The sequence below is a fragment of the Pseudomonas sp. PDM14 genome (genome assembly GCF_014851905.1).
In the GTDB taxonomy this organism is placed as follows: domain Bacteria; phylum Pseudomonadota; class Gammaproteobacteria; order Pseudomonadales; family Pseudomonadaceae; genus Aquipseudomonas.
On the sequence record NZ_JACVAQ010000002.1, the window covers coordinates 1,298,280 to 1,322,792 of the forward strand.

20 protein-coding genes are annotated in these 24,513 nt (G+C 62.9%); 2 read left to right on the plus strand and 18 right to left on the minus strand.

Annotation, left to right across the window (positions count from 1 at the left end; all coding sequences use genetic code 11):
• Positions 1–154: 154 nt before the first annotated feature.
• The 18 genes from tilS to rpsB all read right to left on the minus strand — a co-directional run bounded on the left by tilS (position 155) and on the right by rpsB (position 20,671).
• Positions 155–1,471, minus strand: coding sequence for a tRNA lysidine(34) synthetase TilS (tilS, locus tag IB229_RS18615; protein ID WP_192331389.1), 1,317 nt, complete (start codon positions 1,469–1,471; stop codon positions 155–157).
• 93 nt (positions 1,472–1,564) lie between these two features.
• Positions 1,565–2,515, minus strand: a complete 951-nt coding sequence (gene accA, locus IB229_RS18620) for an acetyl-CoA carboxylase carboxyl transferase subunit alpha (RefSeq protein ID WP_192331390.1) — start codon at positions 2,513–2,515, stop codon at positions 1,565–1,567.
• A gap of 118 nt (positions 2,516–2,633) precedes the next feature.
• A complete protein-coding gene (gene dnaE, locus IB229_RS18625) occupies positions 2,634–6,164 on the minus strand; it encodes a DNA polymerase III subunit alpha (protein ID WP_192331391.1) in 3,531 nt (1,176 codons plus the stop codon).
• Between the two features lie 80 nt (positions 6,165–6,244).
• Positions 6,245–6,847, minus strand: a complete 603-nt coding sequence (gene rnhB, locus IB229_RS18630; RefSeq protein ID WP_192331392.1) for a ribonuclease HII — start codon at positions 6,845–6,847, stop codon at positions 6,245–6,247.
• Positions 6,847–7,980: a lipid-A-disaccharide synthase gene (lpxB, locus tag IB229_RS18635; RefSeq protein WP_192331393.1), complete on the minus strand. Its 1,134-nt coding sequence runs from the start codon at positions 7,978–7,980 to the stop codon at positions 6,847–6,849. The genes rnhB and lpxB overlap by 1 nt, the downstream gene beginning before the upstream one ends.
• 3 nt (positions 7,981–7,983) lie before the next feature.
• Positions 7,984–8,760 carry an acyl-ACP--UDP-N-acetylglucosamine O-acyltransferase gene (gene lpxA, locus IB229_RS18640; protein WP_192331394.1) on the minus strand — a complete coding sequence of 259 codons (777 nt, stop codon included), beginning with the start codon at positions 8,758–8,760 and terminating at the stop codon, positions 7,984–7,986.
• Positions 8,757–9,197 (minus strand): 3-hydroxyacyl-ACP dehydratase FabZ, encoded by a 441-nt coding sequence (gene fabZ, locus IB229_RS18645; protein ID WP_192331395.1) that lies wholly within the window; start codon positions 9,195–9,197, stop codon positions 8,757–8,759. Before fabZ ends, lpxA begins: the two co-directional genes overlap by 4 nt.
• Positions 9,198–9,244: 47 nt before the next feature.
• Positions 9,245–10,303 carry a UDP-3-O-(3-hydroxymyristoyl)glucosamine N-acyltransferase gene (gene lpxD, locus IB229_RS18650; RefSeq protein ID WP_225579177.1) on the minus strand — a complete coding sequence of 353 codons (1,059 nt, stop codon included), beginning with the start codon at positions 10,301–10,303 and terminating at the stop codon, positions 9,245–9,247.
• Between the two features lie 2 nt (positions 10,304–10,305).
• Positions 10,306–10,809 (minus strand): OmpH family outer membrane protein, encoded by a 504-nt coding sequence (locus IB229_RS18655; protein ID WP_192331396.1) that lies wholly within the window; start codon positions 10,807–10,809, stop codon positions 10,306–10,308.
• A gap of 42 nt (positions 10,810–10,851) precedes the next feature.
• The gene (gene bamA, locus IB229_RS18660) at positions 10,852–13,251 is read right to left on the minus strand and encodes an outer membrane protein assembly factor BamA (protein ID WP_192331397.1); all 2,400 of its coding nucleotides are present in this window, start codon (positions 13,249–13,251) and stop codon (positions 10,852–10,854) included.
• Between the two features lie 74 nt (positions 13,252–13,325).
• On the minus strand, positions 13,326–14,678 hold the full coding sequence (gene rseP / locus IB229_RS18665; protein WP_192331398.1) for a sigma E protease regulator RseP: 1,353 nt from the start codon (positions 14,676–14,678) through the stop codon (positions 13,326–13,328).
• A gap of 15 nt (positions 14,679–14,693) precedes the next feature.
• Positions 14,694–15,884 (minus strand): 1-deoxy-D-xylulose-5-phosphate reductoisomerase, encoded by a 1,191-nt coding sequence (gene ispC / locus IB229_RS18670; protein ID WP_192331399.1) that lies wholly within the window; start codon positions 15,882–15,884, stop codon positions 14,694–14,696.
• On the minus strand, positions 15,881–16,696 hold the full coding sequence (locus IB229_RS18675; protein WP_192331400.1) for a phosphatidate cytidylyltransferase: 816 nt from the start codon (positions 16,694–16,696) through the stop codon (positions 15,881–15,883). Before IB229_RS18675 ends, ispC begins: the two co-directional genes overlap by 4 nt.
• On the minus strand, positions 16,696–17,451 hold the full coding sequence (gene uppS, locus IB229_RS18680; RefSeq protein ID WP_192331401.1) for a polyprenyl diphosphate synthase: 756 nt from the start codon (positions 17,449–17,451) through the stop codon (positions 16,696–16,698). Before uppS ends, IB229_RS18675 begins: the two co-directional genes overlap by 1 nt.
• 13 nt (positions 17,452–17,464) lie before the next feature.
• Positions 17,465–18,022, minus strand: a complete 558-nt coding sequence (gene frr / locus IB229_RS18685) for a ribosome recycling factor (RefSeq protein ID WP_192331402.1) — start codon at positions 18,020–18,022, stop codon at positions 17,465–17,467.
• The gene (gene pyrH, locus IB229_RS18690) at positions 18,019–18,762 is read right to left on the minus strand and encodes a UMP kinase (protein ID WP_192331403.1); all 744 of its coding nucleotides are present in this window, start codon (positions 18,760–18,762) and stop codon (positions 18,019–18,021) included. The genes frr and pyrH overlap by 4 nt, the downstream gene beginning before the upstream one ends.
• A gap of 177 nt (positions 18,763–18,939) precedes the next feature.
• The gene (gene tsf / locus IB229_RS18695) at positions 18,940–19,806 is read right to left on the minus strand and encodes a translation elongation factor Ts (protein WP_192331404.1); all 867 of its coding nucleotides are present in this window, start codon (positions 19,804–19,806) and stop codon (positions 18,940–18,942) included.
• A 121-nt stretch (positions 19,807–19,927) separates the two neighbouring features.
• Positions 19,928–20,671, minus strand: a complete 744-nt coding sequence (gene rpsB / locus IB229_RS18700; protein ID WP_192331405.1) for a 30S ribosomal protein S2 — start codon at positions 20,669–20,671, stop codon at positions 19,928–19,930.
• A 282-nt stretch (positions 20,672–20,953) separates the two neighbouring features.
• Between rpsB and map the strand changes: the two genes are divergently transcribed.
• Together map and IB229_RS18710 are read left to right on the plus strand one after the other, a co-directional pair.
• Positions 20,954–21,754, plus strand: coding sequence for a type I methionyl aminopeptidase (gene map, locus IB229_RS18705; RefSeq protein ID WP_192331406.1), 801 nt, complete (start codon positions 20,954–20,956; stop codon positions 21,752–21,754).
• A 26-nt stretch (positions 21,755–21,780) separates the two neighbouring features.
• Positions 21,781–24,480, plus strand: coding sequence for a [protein-PII] uridylyltransferase (locus IB229_RS18710; RefSeq protein WP_192331407.1), 2,700 nt, complete (start codon positions 21,781–21,783; stop codon positions 24,478–24,480).
• The last annotated feature ends 33 nt before the right edge of the window (positions 24,481–24,513 follow it).

Sequence of the window (24,513 nt, forward strand, 5' to 3'; positions counted from 1 at the left end):
TCCTAGAAGTCTGCGTTCAAGCGGTCAGCGCCGCCGGGGTGAAAGCGCAGGCCGGCACACCTGGCCAACCTGAAATAAGCATGCCGCCACGGGTTCCGGGGGAATCCGCAGAAGCAGTAACAAGACGGGAGCGTAGTCTACCGGAAAGGCCCTTTCAGCTCAAACCTTGGTCGTTCGTCGGTGGCGACCAGCGCAGCTGCCATTCGCCAACCTGCACACCGTCCAGCCCCGGCAGATTGGCCACGGCCAGCAGTTGGTCATCCACGTAGAGCAGGGGCAGACGCGCGCGCACAAACGCGGGGATGCGCCGCTCGTTGAGCAGGCGCTTGAGGTCCCGATGGCCCCGCTGCGGCAACACCATCACCTCGCCGCCCTGGCGATAACGCACCTGCACCACGCTATCTGGAAGCTGACCCTGCAGGTGCAACCGACCATTGCCTGGAAGCGCCAGTGGCAGAGCAAGGTCGACCCACATTACGGGCTCGCTGACCGGCTGCAGCCATTCGCCGCCGAGCCACCACAACCGTCCGTCGGCGCGGTGCAGCTCGCCGCGAGCGAGACGCCAGATCGGCGCACGGTCCGACTGCGCATCGCGCAGATCGCCCCAGCCGGCCCAGTGGTCGCTGTTGGGCAACTCCGTGAGTGGCGCCAGCCAATGGCGCAAGGCATTGCGCTGCCTGGCCGGCGACAGCTCGCGCAACTGCTCCAGCGCCAGTGACGGCAGGCCGAGCCAGGCAAACTCGCTGGGCGCAGCGACCGTCGCGAGGTCGGCCTGGGCCAGCTCATCGAGCAGTTGCTGCGCTTCGCGCAGATGTTCCGCCGTGCGCGCCAGATTGGCCGAGGCTTGCGGCCAATACCGGGCAAGCAGCGGTAACGCCTGGTGACGGAGAAAATTACGCGACAGCTGCATGTCGGTATTGGAAGGGTCCTCGATCCATCCCAGTTCATGCGCCTGGGCATAAGCCTCGAGTTCGGCGCGAGGTACATCCAGCAATGGGCGCAGTAGAACACCCTGCCCCAGCTCACGCTGTCGCGGCATTGCCGCCAACCCACGCACACCGGCGCCGCGCAGCAGACGGAACAACAGCGTCTCGGCCTGATCGTCGCGGTGCTGGGCCAGCAGCAGCACCTCGCCGGCCTGCGTGATCTGACGGAACGCCGCGTAACGCGCCTCACGCGCGGCGCGTTCGATACTGGCACCGCCTGCAACCTGCACGTACTCGATCTGCAGCGGCACGCCGAGCTGCGCGCACAACCGCTGGCAATGCGCCGGCCAGCTGTCCGCCACCGCCTGCAAGCCATGGTGCACATGGATTGCCGACAAGGGCGGCAACGCGTGCCGGCGTGCCAGGCTGGCGAGCAGATGCAGCAGCACGCTGGAATCCAGTCCGCCGGACAGCGCAATGCGCCAGGCAGGCGCCTGGCGCCAGGGTTGCAGCGCGCTCAGCAGTCGGGATAGGAGATCACTCATGGCGCCAGCTTAAAACAACACCCGGCTAAAATATCAACCGGTTAAAACAGCAACGGGCCCAGAAGGGCCCGTGTGCTGAAACGCTCGACGCAATCAGGCGATGCCGTAGCTCATCAGGCGCTGGTAACGGCGCTCCAGCAGCGCACCGGTTTCCAGTTCGCGCAGGCCCTTGAGCTGAGTCAGCAGATTCTCGCGGATGCTAGCGGCGGCAGTGGCCGGATCGCGGTGAGCGCCACCCAGCGGCTCGCCGATCACCTGATCGACGATGCCCAGGCCTTTCAGGCGCTCGGCGGTGATGCCCATGGCCTCGGCGGCGTCCGGCGCCTTCTCGGCGGTCTTCCACAGGATCGAGGCACAGCCTTCCGGCGAGATCACCGAGTAGGTGGAGTACTGCAGCATGTTCAACTGATCGCAGACTCCGATGGCCAGCGCGCCACCGGAACCGCCCTCGCCGATCACCGTGGCGATGATCGGGGTTTTCAGGCGCGACATCACGCGCAGGTTCCAGGCGATGGCCTCGCTCTGGTTGCGTTCCTCGGCATCGATGCCCGGGTAAGCACCGGGGGTGTCGATAAAGGTCAGGATCGGCAGCTTGAAGCGCTCGGCCATTTCCATCAGCCGGCAGGCCTTGCGGTAGCCTTCGGGGCGCGGCATGCCGAAGTTGCGGCGCACCTTCTCGCGCACTTCGCGGCCTTTCTGGTGGCCGATGATCATCACCGGCTCGTCGGCGAGACGGGCCACACCACCGACCAGCGCGGCATCGTCGGAGAAGTGACGGTCGCCATGCAGCTCGTCGAACTCGGTGAAGATGTGCTCGATGTAATCCAGGGTGTACGGGCGGCGCGGGTGCCGCGAGAGCTGGGAGATCTGCCAGCTGCTGAGGTTGCCGAAAATGCTTTCGGTCAGGGAACGGCTCTTGTCCTGCAGACGGGAAATTTCGTCGCTGATGTTCAGCGCATTGTCGTTACCGACCAAGCGCAATTCTTCGATCTTGGCTTGCAGGTCGGCGATCGGCTGTTCGAAATCGAGGAAGTTCGGGTTCATAGGCGTCCGTCTTGCTTCGGCGGCCATGCGGCCGGGCGGCTGGTTCCGTTTGGCGCCCTACCATAAGGGATAAGGCGTCCAGGGTCGAGACCGAGCGGGCAGGCCTGTGGCCCGCCGCTCAGCGGTATTGGAGGAAGACGTTGTCGCGGCCGAACTGGTCACGCAGCGCCTGGATCAAGCCATCCGCCGGGTCGATGCGCCACTGCTCGCCGAACTGCAGCAAAGCCCGCGCATCGCTGCCGCTGTAGTCCAGCGTCAGCGGACAGGCGCCGCGGTACTTGGCGAACAGCTCGGCCAGCCAGCGCAGGCGATCACCCTGTAGCGCCTCACGCGCCACGCGCAGGCGCAGGCTCTCGGCCAGGCCGGTGCGTGCCTCTTCCAGGCTCATCACGCGCTTGGCGCGCAGCCGCAGACCGCCGGAGAAGTCATCGTTGCTCACCTCGCCCTCGACCACCACCAGCGCATCGCTCTGCAGCAGGGCCTGGTTGCTGGCGAAGGCATCGGCGAACAGCGAGGCCTCGATACGCCCGGAACGGTCGTCGAGGGTGATGAAGCCCATCTTGTCGCCCTTCTTGTTCTTCATCACCCGCAGGTTGACGATCAGCCCGGCGATGGTCTGCGACTCGCGCGCCGGGCGCAGGTCGATGATGCGCTGGCGGGCGAAACGGCGCACTTCGCCTTCGTACTCGTCGATCGGGTGGCCGGTCAGGTATAGGCCGAGGGTGTCCTTCTCGCCTTTGAGGCGCTCTTTCAGCGACAGTTCGCGGGCGTTGCGGTGGTTGACGTAGACATCCGCCTCGGGCTCGGAGAACAGCCCGCCGAAGAGGTCGGCGTGACCGCTGTCATGGCTGCGTGCGGCCTGCTCGGCCGCCTGAACTGCCTCCTCCATCGCGGCCAGCAGCACCGCACGGTTCTGGTCGATGTTGGCCTGGTAGGCCTTTACCTCGTCGAAGAAGTGCGGCCCCAGGCGATCCAGCGCGCCGCCACGAATCAGCGCTTCCAGGGTGCGCTTGTTGATGCGCTTGAGGTCGACGCGCGAGCAGAAATCGAACAGGTCCTTGAACGGCCCTTCCTGACGGCACTCGACGATGGCCTCGACCGGCCCCTCACCCACGCCCTTGATCGCCCCCAGGCCGTAGAGGATGTTGCCCTCCTCGTCCACGGCGAACTTGAACTCGGAGCTGTTCACGTCCGGCGCCAGAATGCGCAGCTTCATGTTGCGGCACTCTTCGATCAGGGTCACGACCTTCTCGGTGTTGTGCATATCCGCCGACAGCACCGCGGCCATGAATGGCGAAGGATGGTGCGCCTTGAGCCAGGCGGTCTGGTACGACACCAGGCCGTAGGCGGCAGAGTGGGACTTGTTGAACCCGTAGCCGGCGAATTTTTCCACCAGGTCGAAGATGTTGCCTGCAAGGTTCGCGTCGATGTTGTTGCCGGCGCAGCCTTCGATGAAACCGCCGCGCTGCTTGGCCATCTCCTCGGGCTTCTTCTTACCCATGGCCCGGCGCAGCATGTCCGCGCCGCCGAGGGTGTAGCCCGCCATCACCTGGGCGATCTGCATCACCTGTTCCTGGTACAGGATGATGCCGTAGGTGGGCTTGAGCACCGGCTCCAGGCCTGCGTACTGGTAATCCGGGTGCGGGTAGGACAGCTGCTCGCGACCGTGTTTGCGGTTGATGAAGTCGTCCACCATGCCCGACTGCAACGGACCGGGGCGGAATAGCGCCACGAGGGCGATCATGTCCTCCAGGCAGTCCGGCTTGAGCTTCTTGATCAGCTCTTTCATGCCGCGGGATTCGAGCTGGAACACGGCCGTGGTCTCGGCCTTCTGCAGCATGGCGTAGGTCGGCTTGTCATCCAGCGGGATGAAGTCGATGTTGATCAGGTCCTTTTCCGGCACGCCCTTGCGCCGCTGTTCGCGATGGATGGTCTCCAGCGCCCACTTGATGATGGTCAGCGTACGCAGGCCGAGGAAGTCGAACTTGACCAGGCCGGCCGCCTCCACGTCGTCCTTGTCGAACTGGGTGACCAGGCCGCCGCCTTCGTCATCGCAGGCGATCGGCGAGAAGTCGGTGAGTTTGGTCGGCGCGATGACCACGCCCCCGGCGTGCTTGCCGGTACCACGGCAGATGCCCTCGAGCTTGAGCGACATCTCCCAGATTTCCGCGGCCTCTTCGTCGGTCTTGAGGAAGTCGCGCAACGGCTCCTCCATCTCGAAGGCCTTTTCCAGGGTCATGCCGACTTCGAACGGAATCATCTTCGACAGGCGATCGGCCAGGCCGTAGGACTTGCCCTGCACCCGCGCCACGTCGCGCACCACCGCCTTGGCCGCCATGGTGCCGAAGGTGATGATCTGGCTCACCGCGTTGCGGCCGTATTTCTCGGCCACGTAGTCGATCACCCGATCGCGGCCGTCCATGCAGAAGTCGACGTCGAAGTCGGGCATGGACACGCGCTCGGGGTTGAGGAAGCGCTCGAACAGCAGGTCATAGGCCAGCGGGTCGAGGTCGGTAATCTTCTGCACGTAGGCCACCAGCGAACCGGCGCCCGACCCCCGGCCCGGGCCGACCGGCACGCCATTGCTCTTGGCCCACTGGATGAAGTCCATAACGATCAGGAAGTACCCGGGGAATCCCATCTGGATGATGATATCCAGCTCGAAATTCAGCCGGTCGATGTAGACCTGACGCTTCTCTTCGTAATTGGGCGTGGTCTCTTTCGGCCAGAGCACCGCCAGACGCTCTTCCAGGCCGTCGAAGGACACCTTGCGGAAGTACTCGTCGATGGTCATGCCTTCCGGCACCGGGAAATCCGGCAGGAAGTACTTGCCCAGCTGCACCTCGATGTTGCAGCGCTTGGCGATCTCGACGGTGTTTTCCAGTGCCTCGGGAATGTCGCTGAACAGCTCAGCCATTTCCGCGGGCGACTTCAGGTACTGCTGGTCCGAGTAGCTGCGCAAGCGCCGTGGATCATCCAGCGCGCGCCCCTCGCCGATACACACGCGGGTCTCATGGGCCTCGAAGTCACCCTGCTTGAGGAAGCGCACATCATTGGTCGCCACCAGCGCCGCACCGCAGCGCTCGGCCAGGGCCACGGCGGCATGCACATGTTCTTCGTCGTTGACCCGCTCGCAGCGGTGCAGCTCGAGATAGAAGCGCTCGGGGAACACCGACTGCCACTCGGCCAGCAGGGCTTCGGCGCGGCCAGGCTCACCACCCAGCAGGGCCTGGCCGATCTCGCCATCCTTGGCCCCGGACAGGGCGATCAGCCCTTCGGCCGCCGCCTTCACCCAGTCGCGCTGGATGATCACCATGTCGTTGCTCTGGCCTTCGCTCCAGCCGCGCGAGACCAGTTCGGTGAGGTTGCGATAGCCCTTGGCGTTCATCGCCAGCAGGGTCATACGGCTCAGCGGGCCGTCTTCGTCGTCGCTGGCCAGCCAGATGTCGGCGCCACAGATCGGCTTGATCCCGCCGCCCTGCGCCGCCTTGTAGAACTTCACCAGCGAGCACATGTTGCTCATGTCGGTGACCGCCACCGCCGGCATGCCGGCACCCGCCACAGCCTTGATCAACGGTTTGACCCGGACCAGGCCGTCGACCAGGGAGAATTCGGTATGCAGGCGCAAATGGACGAACGTGGCGGTCATGACAATCCCGTACAGAACACAAAAAACGACAAGGCCCGGATTGTACCGGGCCAGGACTCAAACGACAGCTTGCGCTGTGATTACTCGACCTTTTCCAGCACCGCGCGAACCGGTGCGAACGAGCGCCGGTGGATCGGCGTGGCACCCAGGCGCTTCAGCGCTTCCAGATGAACGGGCGTCGGGTAGCCCTTGTGGCCAGCAATGCCGTAACCAGGGTACTGCGCATCGAGCGCGAGCATCTCGCGGTCGCGGCTGACCTTGGCCAGGATCGATGCCGCGGCGATGGCCGGCACCTGGGCGTCGCCCTGGATCACTGGCGCGCAGGGCACTGCCAGCTTGGGGCAGCGGTTGCCGTCAATCAGCGCCAGCTTGGGCGTGATCTGCAGGCCTTCGACGGCGCGCTGCATGGCCAGCATGGTGGCATGCAGGATGTTCAGTTGATCGATTTCCTCGACCTCGGCACGGGCGATGCACCAGGCCAGCGCCTTTTCCTTGATCTCATCGAAGAGCTTTTCCCGGCGCGCTTCGGTGAGTTTCTTCGAATCATTGAGGCCGAGGATCGGCCGCGCCGGATCGAGGATCACCGCGGCGGTGACCACCGCGCCACACAACGGGCCGCGACCGACTTCGTCGACACCAGCGACCAGCTCCTCGACCAGGCTGAAGTCCAGGCCCATCTGCATCAGGCTTCCCCTACCAGTTTCAGCACGGCATCGGCGGCCTGCGCGGATGCATCGTGGCGCAGCGCGCGGTGAATCACGTCGAAACCTTCGGTCTGGATCTGCCCGCCATCGAGCAGCGGCGACAGGGTCTGCGCCAGAGCATCCGGGGTCGCCGCATCCTGAATCAGCTCGGGCACCAGCATGCGCTCGGCGAGCAGGTTCGGCAGGGAAATGTACGGACTGTGCACCAGGCGTTTGAGAATCCGGTAGGTCAGCGGTGCAACGCGGTAGGCCACCACCATCGGCCGCTTGAAGAGCAAGGCTTCGAGGGTCGCGGTGCCGGAGGCAATCAGCACCGCATCGCAGGCAGCCAGTGCCTCGTGCGAGCGGCCATCGAGCAGCATCAGCGGCAGGCTGCGGCTGCCGAGCATCTGTTCCAGCTGTGCGCGGCGCTCGGCACTGGCGCAGGGCAGGACGAAATGCACACCAGGGCGCAATGCACGCAGGCGCTCGGCGGCATCGAGGAACAGCTCGCCAAGCCGCGTCACTTCGCCACCACGGCTGCCGGGCATCAATGCGACCACCGGGACATCGTCCGGCAGACCGAGGCTTTCTCGCGCGGCCTGACGGTCGGCGCGCAGCTCGATGGTATTGGCCAGCGGATGACCGACGAAACGCACCGGAACGTCATGTTCCAGGTAGAAACGTGCCTCGAACGGGAACAGGGTCAGCATCAGGTCGCAGGCGTCGCGGATCTTCAGCACCCGCTTCTGCCGCCACGCCCAGACGGACGGGCTGACGTAATGTACGGTCTTGATTCCGGCCTGACGCAGCTTGAGCTCGAGGCCGAGGTTGAAGTCAGGGGCGTCGATGCCGATGAACACGTCGGGGCGCTCTGCAATCAGCGTACGGATCAGACGCTTGCGCCGCGACAGCAGCTCCGGCAGGCGGCCGAGCACTTCGACCAGGCCCATCACCGACAGGCGCTCCATGGGGAAGTAGCTGCTCAGGCCTTCGGCCTGCATGCGCGGGCCGCCGATGCCGATGAATTCGATGGAAGGATGACGGGCTTTGAGCGCCTGCATCAGGCCTGAGCCGAGGATATCGCCGGATGCTTCACCGGCAACCAGCGCGATTCGCAGAGGACGGGCCATGGCTCAGCGGGTGATGCCGCGGGTCGAAGCCTGGATCGAGTCGCGGAATACCGCCACTTCCGGAAACTGCGCCGAGGATTCGGCCAGCTCGGCCAGCGCCTGGTCCACCGTCAGCCCCTGGCGGTAGACCACCTTGTAGGCGCGGCGCAGGGACTGGATGGCTTCAGCACTGAAACCACGACGGCGCATGCCCTCGAAGTTCATGCTGCGCGCTTCGGCCGGGTTGCCGAAGACGGTGACATAGGCCGGTACGTCCTTGCCGATCGCTGTGCCCATACCGGAAAAACTGTGGGCGCCGATGCGGCAGAACTGATGAACCAGGGTGAAACCGGAAAGGATCGCCCAGTCGTCCATTTGCACGTGGCCGGCCAGCGCGGTGTTGTTGACCAGAATGCAGTTGTTGCCGATCACGCTGTCGTGACCGACATGGACGTACGCCATCAGCAGGTTGTGATCGCCAATGGTGGTTTCCGAACGGTCCTGCACGGTGCCGCGGTGAATGGTCACACCTTCGCGGATGACGTTGTGATCACCGATCACCAGGCGAGTGGCCTCGCCCTTGTACTTGAGGTCCGGCGTGTCTTCGCCGACCGAGGAAAACTGGTAGATCTTGTTGTGCTTGCCGATGCGTGTGGGGCCACGAATGATTACGTGCGGGCCCACGATTGTCCCCTCGGCGATTTCCACATCCGGCCCAACGATCGACCAAGGGCCGACCTGAACGTCATCCGCCAGCTTGGCTGACGGATCGATGATGGCGCGAGGGTCAATCAAACTCATAGTTTGCGTTCCGCACAGATGATTTCGGCAGAGCAGACTTCCTTGCCGTCGACGCTGGCCTTGCACTCGAACTTCCAGATGCTGCGCTTGGTGCTGAGGAAGCGTGCCTCCAGCACCAGCTGGTCGCCCGGCAGTACCGGCTGACGAAAGCGCAGTTTGTCCGAGCCGACGAAATAGTAAAGAGTGCCATCAGCCGGCTTCACGTCGAGCATCTTGAAGCCGAGGATACCGGCGGCCTGCGCCATCGCCTCGATGATCAGCACGCCCGGCATGATCGGGTGTTCGGGGAAGTGGCCATTGAAGAACGGCTCGTTGATGCTGACATTCTTGTAGGCGCGAATCGTCTTGCCTTCAACATCCAGGTCAACCACCCGATCTACCAACAGAAAAGGGTAGCGGTGCGGCAGATATTCGCGAATTTCGTTGATGTCCATCATTTCCAAGGAAGCCTGTTCAAAAAATAGGGGCGTGCGTCAGACGCGGGTCAGGCATCTGATGAGGCATCGTCGCCCGGGGTCACTGCCGCGAGGCGCTTTTCCATGTCGCGCAGGCGGCGTGCCATGTCGTCGAGCTGGCGAATGCGCGCTGCGCTCTTCTTCCAGTCGCCGGCGGTTTGCATCGCGGTGCCGGAAGAATAGGCGCCGGGCTCGGTGATCGAGCGGGTAACCATGGTCATCCCGGTGACGAACACGTTGTCGCACACCTCGATGTGGCCAACCATGCCGACACCGCCAGCAATCATGCAGTGCTTGCCGATCTTGGTGCTGCCGGAAATGCCGACGCAACCAGCCATAGCCGTGTGATCGCCGATCTGCACGTTGTGCGCGATCATGATCTGGTTATCGAGCTTTACGCCGTTGCCGATCTGCGTGTCCGCCAAGGCACCGCGGTCAATGGTGGTGTTGGCACCGATCTCGACATCATCACCGATGGTCACGCCACCGATCTGCGCGATCTTCTGCCAGACGCCCTTCTCGTTGGCAAAGCCGAAGCCTTCACCGCCGAGCACCGCGCCGGACTGGATGACCACGCGCTTGCCGATCGTCACGTCGTGGTACAGCGTCACCCGCGGCGCCAGCCAGCCACCTTCACCAATCGAACTGCGCGCACCGACCACGCACTGCGCACCAACGGTAACGCCGGCAGCAATCTGCGCGCCGCTTTCGATCACGGCATAGGCACCAATGCTGGCAGTCGCATCGACGAAAGCATCCGCTGCAACACAGGCCGTCGGATGAATACCAACCTCGGACACAGGTTTGCGATCGAACAGATGAGAAAGCTGGGCGTAGGCCAGATAAGGATTGGCTACCAGCAACGCATCACCGACATAGCCTTGGGCATCCGCTGCGGTCAGCAGCAGCGCACCGGCCTGGGTCTCGGCGAGAAATTTGCGGTACTGGGCATTGGCCAGAAAACTGAGCTGATCGGGCCCGGCATCCTGCAAGGTCGCCAGGCCACTGATCGCTTTGTCTGCAGCGCCACGCAAGGTGGCGCCGAGACGCTCGGCCAATTGACCGAGAGTGAACTGCACTGCGCTCATGATCAGCGCAGCTTGTTCATACGCTCGATGACCTGACGGGTGATGTCGAACTGCGGCTTGACGTCGATTACCGCACCGCGCTCCAGCACCAGGTCAAAGCTGCCGCCCTTGATGACTTCTTCCACAGCCTTGTCCAGCTTCGGCTTGAGCTGCTTGAGCATGTCACGGTCGGATACGGCCTTGGCTTCGTTCAGCTCCTTGGACTGGAACTGGAAGTCACGCGCTTTCTGCTTGAACTCGAGCTCAAGACGCTCGCGCTCGGCCTGCTGCATCTTCTCGCTGTCCTTGACCAGACGGTCCTGGATGCGTTTGGCGTCGGTTTCGAGCTGCTTCAGCTTGTTCAGCTGCGGACCGAACTTCTTCTCGGCATCCACGGCGTACTTCTTCGCTGCATCGGACTCAAGCAGGGCCATTTGATAGTTCAGTACTGCCACTTTCATCTCGGCAAACGCCGGGGTTGCCACCATGGCGACGGTGAGCAGAACCAGTTGAGTCAACTTACGCACGATGCACTCCTGCAACAAACACTGTTGTCATTGATCTAGCAATTAGAAAGTCTGGCCCAGAGAGAACTGGAAGATCTGCGTGTCGGCATCTTCCGGTTTCTTGATCGGCGCAGCCAGAGCGAAACTCAGCGGGCCGAGAGCGGTAATCCAGGTAACACCGACACCAACCGAGCTGGCGAGTTCGCCGAAATCCAAGTCGCAGCTATCACCACGGGCCTTCTGAATCTTGCTGCAATTGGTGTCGTATACGTTACCCACGTCCCAGAACAAGGCGGTGCGCAGGGAGCGCTGATCCTTGATGAACGGCAGCGGGAACAGCATTTCGACACCACCTTGGACCAGAACGTTGCCACCGAATGGCAGCGGATCCTGATCCGGGTCGGTAATGCGTCCGTACTGATCGCGAGCGCCGCTGTTGTTGACGCTGCCATCGGCGTTACGAACAAGACTCGGGGTGCTGCGCGGACCGAGGGTGCTGTCTTCGAAACCACGTACGGAGTTGAAGCCACCGGCGTAGTAGTGCTCGTAGAACGGCAGGTCGGACGTGGAGCCATAACTGTCGCCATAACCCAGTTCGGTATGGAAACGCAGGGTGTAGTTCTCGGTGATCGGCTGGAACAGCTGGCCACGGTAGTCGAGTTTGAAGAACGACAGGTCGCTGCCCGGAACGGTGCTTTCCAGCACCAGGCTCTGCGAGTAACCACGGGTAGCCATCACGCCACGGTTGAGCGTGGAGTCGGACCAGCCAATCGAAGCCTTCAGATTCAGGTAGTTGTCCCCTTCCTGCTCGATGAAGTCGAGGATCTCGTCAACGGTGTAGCGGCCGGTGTCGATGCTGTCCTGCTGAATGGTCAGACCGTAGGTCAGACGCGACGTCTCGCTGATCGGGTAGCCGATGCTGACACCCGCACCCAAGCTGTCGACCGCATAGCTGGATACGTCGACGTCGAGGTCATCGTAGTCGGTGGTGCGATAGAAGGCGTTGTAACCCAGGCTGACGCCATCGGCGGTCCAGTAGGGGTCAACGAAACCGAAGTTGTAGCGGGTCTGGTATTCGGAGCGGGTCAGACCGACGCTGACCTTGTTACCAGTACCGAGGAAGTTGTTCTGGCTGATCGAGCCACCGAGGATCAGACCGGCGTTCTGGGCGAAACCGACGCTGGCGGTAATCGAACCCGAAGCCTGCTCTTCGACGCTGTAGTTGACGTCGACCTGATCGTCGGAGCCCGGCACTTGCGGGGTCTCGACGTTGACTTCCTTGAAGTAGCCCAGGCGCTCCAGACGGGTCTTGGACTGGTCGATCAGGTAGGTCGAAGCCCAGCCGCCTTCCATTTGGCGCATTTCCCGGCGCAGCACTTCGTCTTCGGTCTTGGTATTGCCACGGAAGTTGATGCGGTTGACGTAGGCGCGCTTGCCCGGATCGACCATGAAGGTGATCGATACGGTGTTGTCTTCGTCATGCGGTTCCGGCACGCCGTTGACGTTGGCGAAGGTGTAGCCTTCGTTACCCAGGCGACGGGTGATCAGCTCGGACGTGGTGGTCATCACCTTGCGCGAGAAGACCTGCCCTTCCTTCACCAGCAGCAGCTTCTTGACGTCCTCTTCCGGCACTTTCAGGTCGCCGGAGAGCTTGACCTCGCGAACGCTGTACTTCTCGCCTTCGTCGACGTTGACGGTGACGTAGACGTGCTTCTTGTCCGGGGTAATGGATACCTGGGTGGAGGAGATATCCATGTTGATATAGCCACGGTCCAGGTAGTAGGAGCGCAGGCGTTCCAGGTCACCGGACAGTTTTTCGCGAGCGTACTTGTCATCGTTCTTGAAGAACGACAGCCAGTTGGTGGTCTTCAGCTCGAACAGGTCGATCAGGTCTTCATCGGAGAAGACGCTGTTGCCGACCACGTTGATGTGCTGGATGGCCGCGACCGAACCTTCGTTGATGTTGATCTTCAGCGCCACGCGGTTGCGCGGCTGCGGGATCACTTCCGCTTCGATCTCGGCCGAGTAGCGGCCCTGAGCCACGTACTGGCGCAGCAGCTCGTTGCGCACGCCTTCAAGCGTGGCGCGCTGGAAGATCTCACCTTCGGACAGACCGGACTGGTTCAGGCCCTTCATCAGGTCTTCGGTGCTGATTGCTTTGTTGCCTTCGATCTCGATGCCAGAGATGGACGGACGCTCGACCACGGTAACCACCAGCACGTCGCCATCACGGCCAAGCTGGATGTCCTGGAAGAAACCGGTTTTGAACAGGGAGCGAGTCGCTTCGACGAGGCGACGATCATCGGCCTGTTCGCCGACGTTGAGCGGCAGCGCGCCGAACAGGCTACCCGCGGAAACCCGCTGCAGGCCGTTGACGCGGATATCTGTGATGGTGAAGGACTCAGCGTGAACTTCGGCGATCATCAATGCGGCGAGGACCGCAGGTAGCAGCAGACGTTTCATGAAGTCCTTTCTTATTCCAACTGACAATAAAGAAACTGCCGCGATACGCGGCAGCTTCGGCATTCAGCGATTGGTTACAAGCGACCCAGATCGTTGACCAAGGCCAGCAACATCACCCCAAGCACCAGACTGATACCAATCTGCATGCCCCAACCCTGTATCCGCTCTGAAAGCGGGCGGCCTCGTACCCATTCGATCATGTAGAACAACAGGTGTCCCCCATCCAGAACCGGGATGGGCAACAGGTTGAGAACCCCCAAACTGATGCTCAACAGGGAGAGGAAATAAAGAAAGTCCCCTACCCCGGACTGGGCCGAAGCGCCCGCCACTTTAGCAATGGTTATCGGCCCGCTCAAGTTTTTTACCGAGAGCTCGCCGACCAGCATTTTGCGGACCGAATCGAAGGTCAGCAGCGTCATGTTCCAGGTCCGCCGCAAGCCTTCAACCGCACCTTCCAGCGGACCGAAGCGGACCTCGCGCAGCATCTCCTGCGGCCAGTTGACTTCGCCCGGACCAACACCCAGGTAACCGCTGCGCGCCTCGTCTTCACCGCGTACGCCGAGCTTGACCGGCACGTCCAGCACCTGGCCATCACGCTCGACACGCAACACCACGTCCTTGCCAGGCGAACGCTTCATCACGTCCAGCACCTGCTGCCAGTCATCCAGGCGCTCGCTATCGACCGCCAACAGGCGATCGCCCTGCTTGATGCCGGCCGCATGCGCCGGACCTTCGGGAACGACAACCTGCAGGACTGGCGCGATGGCCGGGCGCCACGGACGGATACCCAGCGCCACCAGCGGATCAGGCTGCTCGACACCACGCTGCCAGTCCTTCAGCTGCAGCTGACGGGTAACCGCCACGGTAGAGCCTGGCTCGAGCAGACGCAGCTGCAACTCGCCACTTTCACCTAGGCGGCGCACCAGTTGCAGATTGACCGCGGACCAACCGGTGGTCGACTCGCCATCCACCTCGATGATTTCCTGCCCGGCCTGCAAGCCCGCCTGGGCAGCAATGCTCTCGGGCTCGACCGCACCGATAACCGGCTTGACCTGCTGACTGCCGAGCATCGCTAGCACCCAAAAAAACAGAATGGCCAGCAGAAAATTGGCAATCGGCCCCGCTGCGACGATGGCGATGCGCTGGCGTACCGATTTGCGATTGAAGGATTGATCGAGTTGGTCCGGCGGGACATCGCCCTCACGCTCGTCGAGCATCTTGACGTAGCCGCCCAGCGGGATCGCCGCGACAACGAACTCGGTGCCCTGGCGGTCATGCCAGCGCAGCAACGGGCTGCCGAACCCCACGGAGAAGCGCAGCACCTTGACGCCGCAGCGCCGCGCGATCCAGAAATGGCCGTATTCATGGATGGTGACCAGCACCCCGAGCGCAATCAGGGTGCCGAAAAACATGTACAGCGCGCTCATCGTCTTCCTCCGGACTCAACGCCCGTGGCGGTTCAACCATTCGCCGGCAAGGGATCGCGCCCTGGCATCGGCCTGCAGCACCGACTCAAGGCTTCCAACCGGGACCGTCGCCTCAAGATTCAGCACTTCGTCGATGATACCCGCGATCTCCGGGAAGCGGATGCGCCGTTCGAGAAACGCCGCAACCGCAACCTCGTTCGCCGCATTGAGCATCGCCGGCGCCGTACCGCCCGCCTCTGCCGCCTGACGCGCCAGCCGCAGGCAGGGAAAACGCTGCTCATCGGGACGCTGAAAGTCCAGGCGGGCAACGGCGAACAGGTCCAGCGGCGGCACACCGGAGTCGATACGCTGCGGCCAAGCCAGGGCATGAGCGATCGGTGTGCGCATGTCCGGATTGCCCATCTGCGCCAACACCGAGCCATCGACATAATCGACCAGTGAGTGAATGACGCTTTGCGGGTGGATGACCACCTCGACCTGCGCCGGCCGGGCATCGAACAGCCAGCAGGCCTCGATCAGCTCCAGGCCCTTGTTCATCATGCTTGCCGAGTCCACGGAGATCTTGCGCCCCATGGACCAGTTCGGGTGCGCACAGGCCTGTTCGGGGCTGACATGCTCCAGATCGGCCAGTGGGGTTTCGCGAAACGGCCCGCCCGACGCGGTGAGCAGGATGCGTCGCACCCCCACCGCCGGCAGCCCGCGCGCGTAATCGCCGGGCAGGCACTGGAAGATCGCATTGTGTTCGCTGTCGATCGGCAGGAGCACCGCGCCACTCTTGCGCACGGCCTGCATGAACAGGGCACCGGACATGACCAGCGCCTCCTTGTTGGCCAGCAGGACCTTCTTGCCCGCCTCGACCGCCGCCAGCGTCGGCTGCAAGCCTGCCGCACCGACGATCGCCGCCATCACCGCATCGACGTCGGGGTGGGCCGATATCTCGCACAGCCCGGCTTCGCCCCAGAGCACGCGAGTCGCCAGGCCGGCCGCCTGCAAACCACCTTGCAACACACGCGCCGCGTCCGCATCCGCCACCACGGCGAACTGCGGACGATGCTTGAGGCAGAGCTGCTCGAGTTCGCCGAGCCGGGAAAAACCGGACAAGGCGAACACCTGATAGCGTTCGGGATGGCGGGCGATCACATCCAGCGTGCTGAGACCGATCGAACCTGTCGCACCCAGCACCGTGATCCGCTGCGGATGACTCACTGCGCGCCCCAGCCAGCCAGCCAGAGCAACACGACGAATACCGGCACCGCTGCCGTGAGGCTGTCGATACGGTCCAGCACGCCGCCGTGACCCGGCAGCAGATTGCTGCTGTCCTTGATCCCGGACTGACGCTTGAACATGCTTTCGGTCAGGTCACCAACCACCGAGACCAGTACCACCAGCGCGGCACCTGCCATCGCGATGAGCAGGCTGCCGGCCTGCCAGCCTTGCTGCACACCCACGACGGCAGTGATCAGCAGACTGGCAATCAGCCCGCCGACCAGGCCTTCCCAGCTTTTGCCGGGACTGACGCGCGGCGCGAGCTTGCGCTTGCCGAAGCGTTTGCCGGCGAAGTAGGCGCCGATATCGGCACCCCAGACCAGCACCATGACCGCAATGATCAACAGATTCGCCTGTGGCCACAGCTTGAGCTGCACCAGCCCCTGCCAGGCCGGCAGGAGAATCAGCAGGCCGATCAGCAGACGCCCGGGCAGACCACCCCAGTAACGACTGCTCGACGGATAGCTCAGGACCAGCAATGTCGCCGCCACCCACCAGACCATCGCAGCAGCGAGCAGCCATGGCGCCAGGACCGGAGTCAGGTAGGCGAGATACAGCAGCAGCGCAACCACGGCGGCATAGCCGACACGCAGCGGCTGCGCAGCCAGCCCGGCCAGACGCGCCCACTCCCAGGCGCCCAGGGTCACGACCGCACCGATGAACAGGGCGAACGCGCCGCCCTCGAGCAGAAAGAAACCACACAGGGCGATCGGCAGCAGAATCAGCGCCGTAATGATCCGTTGCTTGAGCATCAGCGGGCTACCTCGGCTTCCACCTGCTCGCCGGTTTTACCGAAGCGACGCTGGCGGGTAGCGAAATCGGCCAGCGCAGTGCGCATGGCGTCGTGTTTGAAATCCGGCCAGAACAGCTCGGAGAAATACAGCTCGGAATAGGCCAACTGCCAGAGCAGAAAGTTGCTGATGCGGTGCTCGCCACCGGTACGAATGCACAGGTCCGGCAACGGCAGATCGCCAGTAGCCAGGCAGCCCTGCAACAACCCGGGCGTGATGTCCTCGGGTTGCAGATGGCCGGCCTGCACCTCACGCGCCAGACGCTGGGCGGCCTGGGCGATATCCCACTGGCCACCGTAGTTGGCGGCGATCTGCAGGATGAAGCGACTGTCGCCCGCCGTCTGCTGCTCAGCTTCGCGCATCGCAGCCTGCAGCTCGGGATGGAAACGCGAGCGATCACCGATGATGCGCAGACTGATGGCATTGTCCTTGAGCTTGCGCGCCTCGCGGCGCAGCGCCGAGAGGAACAGCTCCATCAGTGCACCGACCTCTTCCGCCGGGCGCTGCCAGTTTTCACTGGAGAAGGCGAACAGGGTCAGTACCTCGACCCCGGATTCGGCACACACCTCGATCACTGCCCGCACCGCATCCACGCCGGCCTTGTGCCCGGCCACGCCAGGCAACAGGCGCTTCTTCGCCCAGCGGTTGTTACCGTCCATGATGATGGCCACATGACGTGGCACTATCGCGGCTGCTTCCTGCTTGTTCTTGGCCATAGCGAAAAGACCGTCAGACCGCCATCAGATCGGATTCTTTGGCTTCCAGCGCCTTTTCCACTTCGGCGACGAACTTGTCGGTCAGCTTCTGCACGTCGTCGGCAGCACGACGCTCTTCGTCTTCGCTGATTTCCTTTTCCTTCACCAAATCCTTCAGCTGCGCCAGGGCATCGCGACGAATGTTGCGCACGGCAACGCGGGCGTTCTCGGCTTCGCCGCGGGCCTGCTTGGTGTAGCCCTTGCGGGTTTCTTCGGTGAGCGCCGGCATGGAGATCAGCAGCAGTTCGCCAAGGTTGGTCGGGTTGAAGCCCAGGCCAGAGCTTTGGATTGCCTTGTCGACAGCGGCTAGCATGTTGCGCTCGAATGCAACCACCTGCAGGGTGCGTGCATCCTTGACGGTGACGTTGGCGACCTGGTTCAGCGGCGTGTCGGCACCGTAGTAAGGCACCATCACGCCAGCAAGAACACTTGGGTGGGCCTGACCGGTACGAATCCGGCCGAACGCCTGGCTCAGCGATTCCAGACTCTTCTGCATGCGCTCCTGCGCGTCTTTCTTGATCTCATTGATCATTGTGTACTCTCCTCGATCAGGGTTCCTTCGGCGCCACCCACCACGATATTGAGCAGGGCACCCGGCTTGTTCATATTGAAGACCCGCAGCGGCATGTTGTGGTCGCGGCACAGACAGATGGCTGTCAGGTCCATCACGCCCAGCTTGCGATCGAGCACCTCGTCATAGGTCAGGCGCTCGAACTTCTCCGCATTCGGGTCCTTGAAAGGGTCGGCAGTGTACACGCCATCGACCTTGGTGGCTTTGAGAACCAGATCGGCATCGATCTCGATGGCACGCAGGCAGGCGGCCGAGTCGGTGGTGAAGAACGGGTTGCCGGTACCGGCGGCGAATATCACCACCTCACCGGTCTTGAGATGACGCATGGCCTTGCGACGATCGTAGTGATCGGTCACGCCAACCATCGAGATGGCGGACATGACCAGCGCCGGGATGTTCGAGCGCTCCAGCGCGTCGCGCATGGCCAACGCGTTCATCACGGTGGCGAGCATGCCCATGTGGTCGCCGGTGACCCGATCCATGCCGGCCGCGGACAGCGCCGCGCCGCGGAACAGGTTGCCACCGCCAATCACCAGGCCGACCTGCACGCCGATACCGACCAGCTGGCCGACTTCCAGCGCCATGCGATCCAGTACTTTCGGGTCGATGCCGAAATCTTCCGAGCCCATCAGGGCCTCGCCGCTAAGTTTGAGAAGAATGCGTTTATAGCGAGGTTGGCGACCACTCACCTGCTGAGCCATGCGTGTCTCTCCTGCGGCGTCGTTTTGAACCGAAGCCTGCGGCTTCGGGATGTACCCGGCAGTCAGACCGCCACCGGGTGAATTTGTGCGGCGTCAGGGCGATTATGCCCCGCGCTTTGCAAAAGAGGCTGCACGCATAAGCGGGCAGCCTCTTCGGTACGACAGTGTAGAACCGTCTTACTGCTTGCTGGCGGCAGCCACTTGAGCAGCAACTTCGTCAGCGAAGTTGTCGACCGGCTTCTCGATGCCTTCACCAACCGCGAAACGGGTGAAGGAAACGATTTCCGCGCCGCCTTTCTTGGCCAGGGCACCGACGGTGATCTCCGGATCCTTGACGAAGGCTTGCTCAACCAGGCTGGCCTCGGCCAGGAACTTGGTGATACGACCGGAAATCATCTTCTCGACGATTTCAGCCGGCTTGCCCTTCATCTTGTCTTCGTTCAGGGACAGGAAGACGTTCTTCTCGCGCTCGATAGCTTCGGCAGAAACCTGGCTCGGCAGGAGGAATTCCGGGTTGCTGGCAGCCACGTGCATGGCGATGTCCTTGGCCAGCTCGACGGTGCCGCCTTTCAGCGCCACGACCACACCGATCTTGTTGCCGTGCAGGTAGGAACCCAGCACGTCGCCTTCGACGCGGGCCAGACGACGGATGTTGACGTTCTCACCGGTCTTGCCGACCAGCACCAGACGATCAGCTTCACGGGCTTCGATCAGCGGCTCGACGGTGGTCAGCTTGTCGGCGAAGGCCTTGTCGACGCTGGCGGCAACGAATGCCTTGAAGTCGTCTTGCAGGGCCAGGAAGTCGGTCTGCGAGTTGACTTCCAGCAGAACGGCGGACTTACCGTCGTCCTTGATGGCGATCGCGCCTTCGGCGGCGATGTTGCCAGCCTTCTTGGCGGCCTTGATGGCGCCCGAGGCACGCATGTCGTCAATGGCTTTCTCGATGTCGCCGCCGGCCTTGGTCAGGGCCTTCTTGCAATCCATCATGCCTTCGCCAGTGCGCTCACGCAGTTCTTTAACCAGGGCTGCAGTAATTTCTGCCATGTTCTTGATCCTCTTGAATCGGTAGTCAACCAATCAACCCGGACACCGGGTACAAATTCGTAAGTGGCAAAAAGGGGGCCTAGCCCCCTTCTTGCGCAACGGGAACGTTAGTTGCCCGCTATCAGCCTTCGCTGGCCTCGGAGCCAGCAGCTTCTTCGACGAACTCGTCGGTGCCGCCAGCGGCGTTGCCGCGACCACGGATCACGGCGTCAGCCATGGCACCCATGTACAGCTGGATGGCGCGGATGGCGTCGTCGTTACCCGGGATGATGTAGTCAACGCCTTCCGGGCTGCTGTTGGTATCGACAACGCCGATGACCGGGATGCCCAGCTTGTTGGCTTCGGTGATGGCGATGCGCTCGTGGTCAACGTCGATCACGAACAGAGCGTCCGGCAGACCGCCCATGTCCTTGATACCACCGAGGCTGCGGTCCAGTTTTTCCAGATCGCGCGAACGCATCAGCGCTTCTTTCTTGGTCAGCTTGGTGAAGGTACCGTCCTGAGACTGGGTTTCCAGCTCACGCAGGCGCTTGATCGAAGCGCGGATGGTTTTGTAGTTGGTCAGCATGCCGCCCAACCAGCGATGATCGACGTACGGCGAGCCGCAACGTGCTGCTTCTTCAGCGACGATCTTGCCAGCGGAACGCTTGGTGCCGACGAACAGAATCTTGTTTTTACCGGAAGCCAGCTTCTCGACGAACGACAGAGCGTCGTTGAACATCGGAAGGGTCTTTTCCAGGTTGATGATGTGGATCTTGTTGCGCGCGCCGAAAATGAACTTGCCCATTTTCGGGTTCCAGTAACGGGTCTGGTGGCCGAAGTGCACACCGGCCTTCAGCATATCGCGCATATTGACTTGGGACATGATAGTTCCTTGATAAGTCGGGTTAGGCCTCCACGCGCCCCAATCTCCAACCCTTGCGGGCACCCAGGAAATCGTGTCGACACGTGTGCGGATTAAAGCTTTGCGAGCCCACTGCCCGTAAAGCGGCGCGTTTTATACCATGAAAAGCCGCACCAGGCTAGCGCAAACCCGGCACGCGAATGCCGCCCCGCTCTATACGGGGCGGCGCCGCGGCCTGCCTTTCTGCTAGAATCGCCGTCTTCCCGTTTTTGCCTTGCGTCCATTGGCGCCGAGAGAGCCTGCATGACCGTCACCATCAAGACTCCCGAAGAAATCGAAAAAATGCGCGTGGCCGGCCGCCTGGCCGCCGAAGTGCTGGAGATGATCGGCGAGCACGTCAAACCCGGCGTCACCACCGAAGAAATCGACCGCATCTGCCACGATCACATCGTCAATGTGCAGAAAGCCATTCCGGCGCCGCTGAACTACGGCGCCGCACCGGGCCGCCCGGGCTTCCCCAAGTCGATCTGCACCTCGCTCAATCATGTGGTCTGCCACGGCATTCCCAACGAGAAGCCACTGAAGGATGGCGACGTCCTGAACATCGACGTCACCGTGATCAAGGATGGCTACCACGGCGACACCAGCAAGATGTTCATCGTCGGCAAGGTGCCGGAGTGGGCGATCAAGCTGGCACAGGTCACCCAGGAGTCGATGTACAAGGGCATCCAGCTGGTCCGCCCCGGCGCACGCCTGGGCGACATCGGCGAGGTGATCCAGAAGCACGCCGAGAAGAACGGTTTCTCGGTGGTGCGCGAGTACTGCGGCCACGGCATCGGCGCGGTGTTCCATGAAGAACCACAAGTGCTGCACTACGGCCGCGCCGGCACCGGCATGGAACTCAAGGAAGGCATGACCTTCACCATCGAACCGATGCTCAACCAGGGCCGCCCGGAAACCCGCCTGCTCGGCGATGGCTGGACCGCCATCACCAAGGACCGCAAGCTCTCCGCGCAGTGGGAGCACACCGTGCTGGTCACCGCTGACGGCTACGAGATCCTTACCCTGCGTAGCGACGACACCATCGCCCGCACCAACGCCTGACGCACTCATATAGAAGGTAGGCCCGCATGCCGCAGATGGACCCGGAGTTGTTTGATCGCGGCCAGTTCCAGGCGGAACTGGCGCTCAAGTCCAGCCCCATCGCTGCGTTCAAGAAAGCCCTCAAGCAATCCCGCGAGGTGCTCGATGCGCGCTTTCGCCAGGGCCGCGACATCCGCCGCCTGGTCGAGGACCGCGCCTGGTTCGTCGACCAGATACTGCGCTGCGCCTGGGAGCGCTTCGACTGGAGCGAAGACGCCGACATTGCCCTGCTGGCGGTTGGCGGCTATGGCCGGGGCGAGCTGCACCCCTACTCCGACATTGACCTGCTGATTCTGCTGGAAAGCGCCGACCACGAGACCTTCCGCGAGCCGATCGAGGGCTTCCTCACCCTGCTCTGGGACATCGGCCTGGAAGTCGGCCAGAGCGTGCGCTCGGTGGACGAGTGCGCCGAAGAGGCGCGCGCCGACCTTACCGTCATCACCAACCTGATGGAAAGCCGCACCATCGCCGGCCCCGAGCGCCTGCGCCAGCGCATGCAGGAAGTCACCGGCAGTGACCGCATGTGGCCGAGCAAGGACTTCTTCCTGGCCAAGCGCAAGGAGCAGAAGGCGCGCCACGCCAAGTACAACGACACCGAATACAACCTCGAACCCAACGTGAAGGGCTCGCCCGGCGGCCTGCGCGACATCCAGACCATCCTTTGGGTCGCCCGCCGCCAGTTCGGCACGCTGAACCTGCACGCGCTGGTCAAACAGGGCTTCCTGGTCGAAAGCGAGCACAACATGCTCGCCTCCAGCCAGGACTTCCTGTGGAAGGTGCGCTACGCCCTGCACATGCTCGCGGGGCGTGCCGAAGACCGCCTGCTGTTCGACCATCAGAGCAAGATCGCCACCCTCCTCGGCTTCGAGGAAAGCGACGCGAAGATGGCCGTCGAGCGTTTCATGCAGAAGTACTACCGCGTGGTCATGGCCGTCGCCGAGCTCAACGACCTGATCAACCAGCACTTCGAGGAAGTCATCGTGCGGGCCGGCGAAAGCGGCCCGACGCAGCCGCTGAACAGCCGCTTCCAGCTGCGCGACGGCTTCCTCGAAGTCACGCACCCCAACGTGTTCAAGCGCACTCCCTTCGCCATCCTCGAAGTCTTCGTGCTGCTCGCCCAGCGCCCGGACATCCAGGGCGTGCGCGCCGACACCATTCGCCTGCTGCGCGACAGCCGCGACCTGATCGACGACGATTTCCGCCGCGACATCCGCAACACCAGCCTGTTCATCGAGCTGTTCAAGTCGCCCCAGGGCATCCACCGCAACCTGCGACGGATGAACCGCTACGGCATCCTCGGCCGCTACCTGCCGGAGTTCGGCCATATCGTCGGGCAGATGCAGCACGACCTGTTCCACATCTATACCGTCGATGCGCACACGCTGAACCTGATCAAGCACCTGCGCAAACTCAAGTGGCCGGAGCTGGCGGAGAAGTTCCCGCTGGCCAGCAAGGTCATCGACAAGCTGCCCAAGCCCGAACTGATCTACCTCGCCGGGCTCTATCACGACATCGGCAAGGGCCGCGGCGGCGACCACTCGGAGCTCGGCGCGGTGGATGCCGAAGCCTTCTGCGTGCGCCACCAGCTGCCCAACTGGGACAGCCGTCTGATCGTCTGGCTGGTGCAGAATCACCTGGTGATGTCGACCACCGCCCAGCGCAAGGACCTCTCCGACCCGCAGGTGATCTTCGACTTCGCCCAACTGGTCGGCGACCAGACGCGCCTCGACTACCTCTACGTGCTCACCGTGGCCGACATCAACGCCACCAACCCGAGCCTGTGGAACTCCTGGCGCGCCAGCCTGCTGCGCCAGCTGTACACCGAGACCAAACGCGCCCTGCGCCGCGGCCTGGAAAACCCGCTGGACCGTGAAGAGCAGATCCGCCAGACCCAGAGCGCCGCTTTGGACATCCTGGTGCGCGCCGGCATCGACCAGGACGACGCCGAACAACTGTGGAGCCAGCTCGGCGACGACTACTTCCTGCGCCACACCGCCGGCGACGTGGCCTGGCATACCGAGGCCATCCTCCAGCACCCGACCGGCAACGACCCGCTGGTGCTGATCAAGGAAACCACCCAGCGCGATTTCGAGGGCGGCACGCAGATCTTCATCTACGCGCCGGACCAGCACGACTTCTTCGCGGTGACCGTGGCGGCGATGGACCAGCTCAACCTGAACATCCACGACGCCCGTGTGATCACCTCGACCAGCCAGTTCACCCTCGACACCTACATCGTGCTCGAGGCCGAAGGCGGCTCGATTGGCGACAATCCGGCGCGAATCAAGCAGATTCGCGAGGGCCTGGTCGAGGCGCTGAAGAACCCGGACGACTACCCGAACATCATCCAGCGCCGCGTGCCACGCCAGCTCAAGCATTTCGCCTTCGCTCCGCAGGTGAACATCCACAACGACGCACAGCGACCGGTCACCGTGCTGGAGATCACCGCCCCGGACCGCCCCGGCCTGCTGGCGCGGATCGGCAAGATCTTCCTCGACTTCGACCTGTCGCTGCAGAACGCCAAGATCGCCACGCTCGGCGAGCGGGTAGAAGACGTGTTCTTCGTCACCGACGCGCACAACCAGCCGCTGTCCGATCCGGAACTCTGTGCACGCCTGCAGGAAACCATCAGTGCCCAGCTGTCGGAGGCGAACAACGCCGCGACCGTGGGCCGTATCAGCATTTGAACGCAGTGGCGCCCGACGCCGGCCCGACACCCT

Coding starts and splice junctions, on each gene's coding strand:
- pyrH (WP_192331403.1), bottom strand. CDS start 18,762: ATGGCTCAGCAGGTGAGTGGTCGCCAACCTCGCTATAAACGCATTCTT.
- tilS (WP_192331389.1), bottom strand. CDS start 1,471: ATGAGTGATCTCCTATCCCGACTGCTGAGCGCGCTGCAACCCTGGCGC.
- tsf (WP_192331404.1), bottom strand. CDS start 19,806: ATGGCAGAAATTACTGCAGCCCTGGTTAAAGAACTGCGTGAGCGCACT.
- bamA (WP_192331397.1), bottom strand. CDS start 13,251: ATGAAACGTCTGCTGCTACCTGCGGTCCTCGCCGCATTGATGATCGCC.
- uppS (WP_192331401.1), bottom strand. CDS start 17,451: ATGGCCAAGAACAAGCAGGAAGCAGCCGCGATAGTGCCACGTCATGTG.
- IB229_RS18710 (WP_192331407.1), top strand. CDS start 21,781: ATGCCGCAGATGGACCCGGAGTTGTTTGATCGCGGCCAGTTCCAGGCG.
- fabZ (WP_192331395.1), bottom strand. CDS start 9,197: ATGATGGACATCAACGAAATTCGCGAATATCTGCCGCACCGCTACCCT.
- rseP (WP_192331398.1), bottom strand. CDS start 14,678: ATGAGCGCGCTGTACATGTTTTTCGGCACCCTGATTGCGCTCGGGGTG.
- accA (WP_192331390.1), bottom strand. CDS start 2,515: ATGAACCCGAACTTCCTCGATTTCGAACAGCCGATCGCCGACCTGCAA.
- lpxB (WP_192331393.1), bottom strand. CDS start 7,980: ATGGCCCGTCCTCTGCGAATCGCGCTGGTTGCCGGTGAAGCATCCGGC.
- map (WP_192331406.1), top strand. CDS start 20,954: ATGACCGTCACCATCAAGACTCCCGAAGAAATCGAAAAAATGCGCGTG.
- lpxD (WP_225579177.1), bottom strand. CDS start 10,303: ATGAGCGCAGTGCAGTTCACTCTCGGTCAATTGGCCGAGCGTCTCGGC.
- dnaE (WP_192331391.1), bottom strand. CDS start 6,164: ATGACCGCCACGTTCGTCCATTTGCGCCTGCATACCGAATTCTCCCTG.
- IB229_RS18675 (WP_192331400.1), bottom strand. CDS start 16,696: ATGCTCAAGCAACGGATCATTACGGCGCTGATTCTGCTGCCGATCGCC.
- rpsB (WP_192331405.1), bottom strand. CDS start 20,671: ATGTCCCAAGTCAATATGCGCGATATGCTGAAGGCCGGTGTGCACTTC.
- lpxA (WP_192331394.1), bottom strand. CDS start 8,760: ATGAGTTTGATTGACCCTCGCGCCATCATCGATCCGTCAGCCAAGCTG.
- rnhB (WP_192331392.1), bottom strand. CDS start 6,847: ATGCAGATGGGCCTGGACTTCAGCCTGGTCGAGGAGCTGGTCGCTGGT.
- frr (WP_192331402.1), bottom strand. CDS start 18,022: ATGATCAATGAGATCAAGAAAGACGCGCAGGAGCGCATGCAGAAGAGT.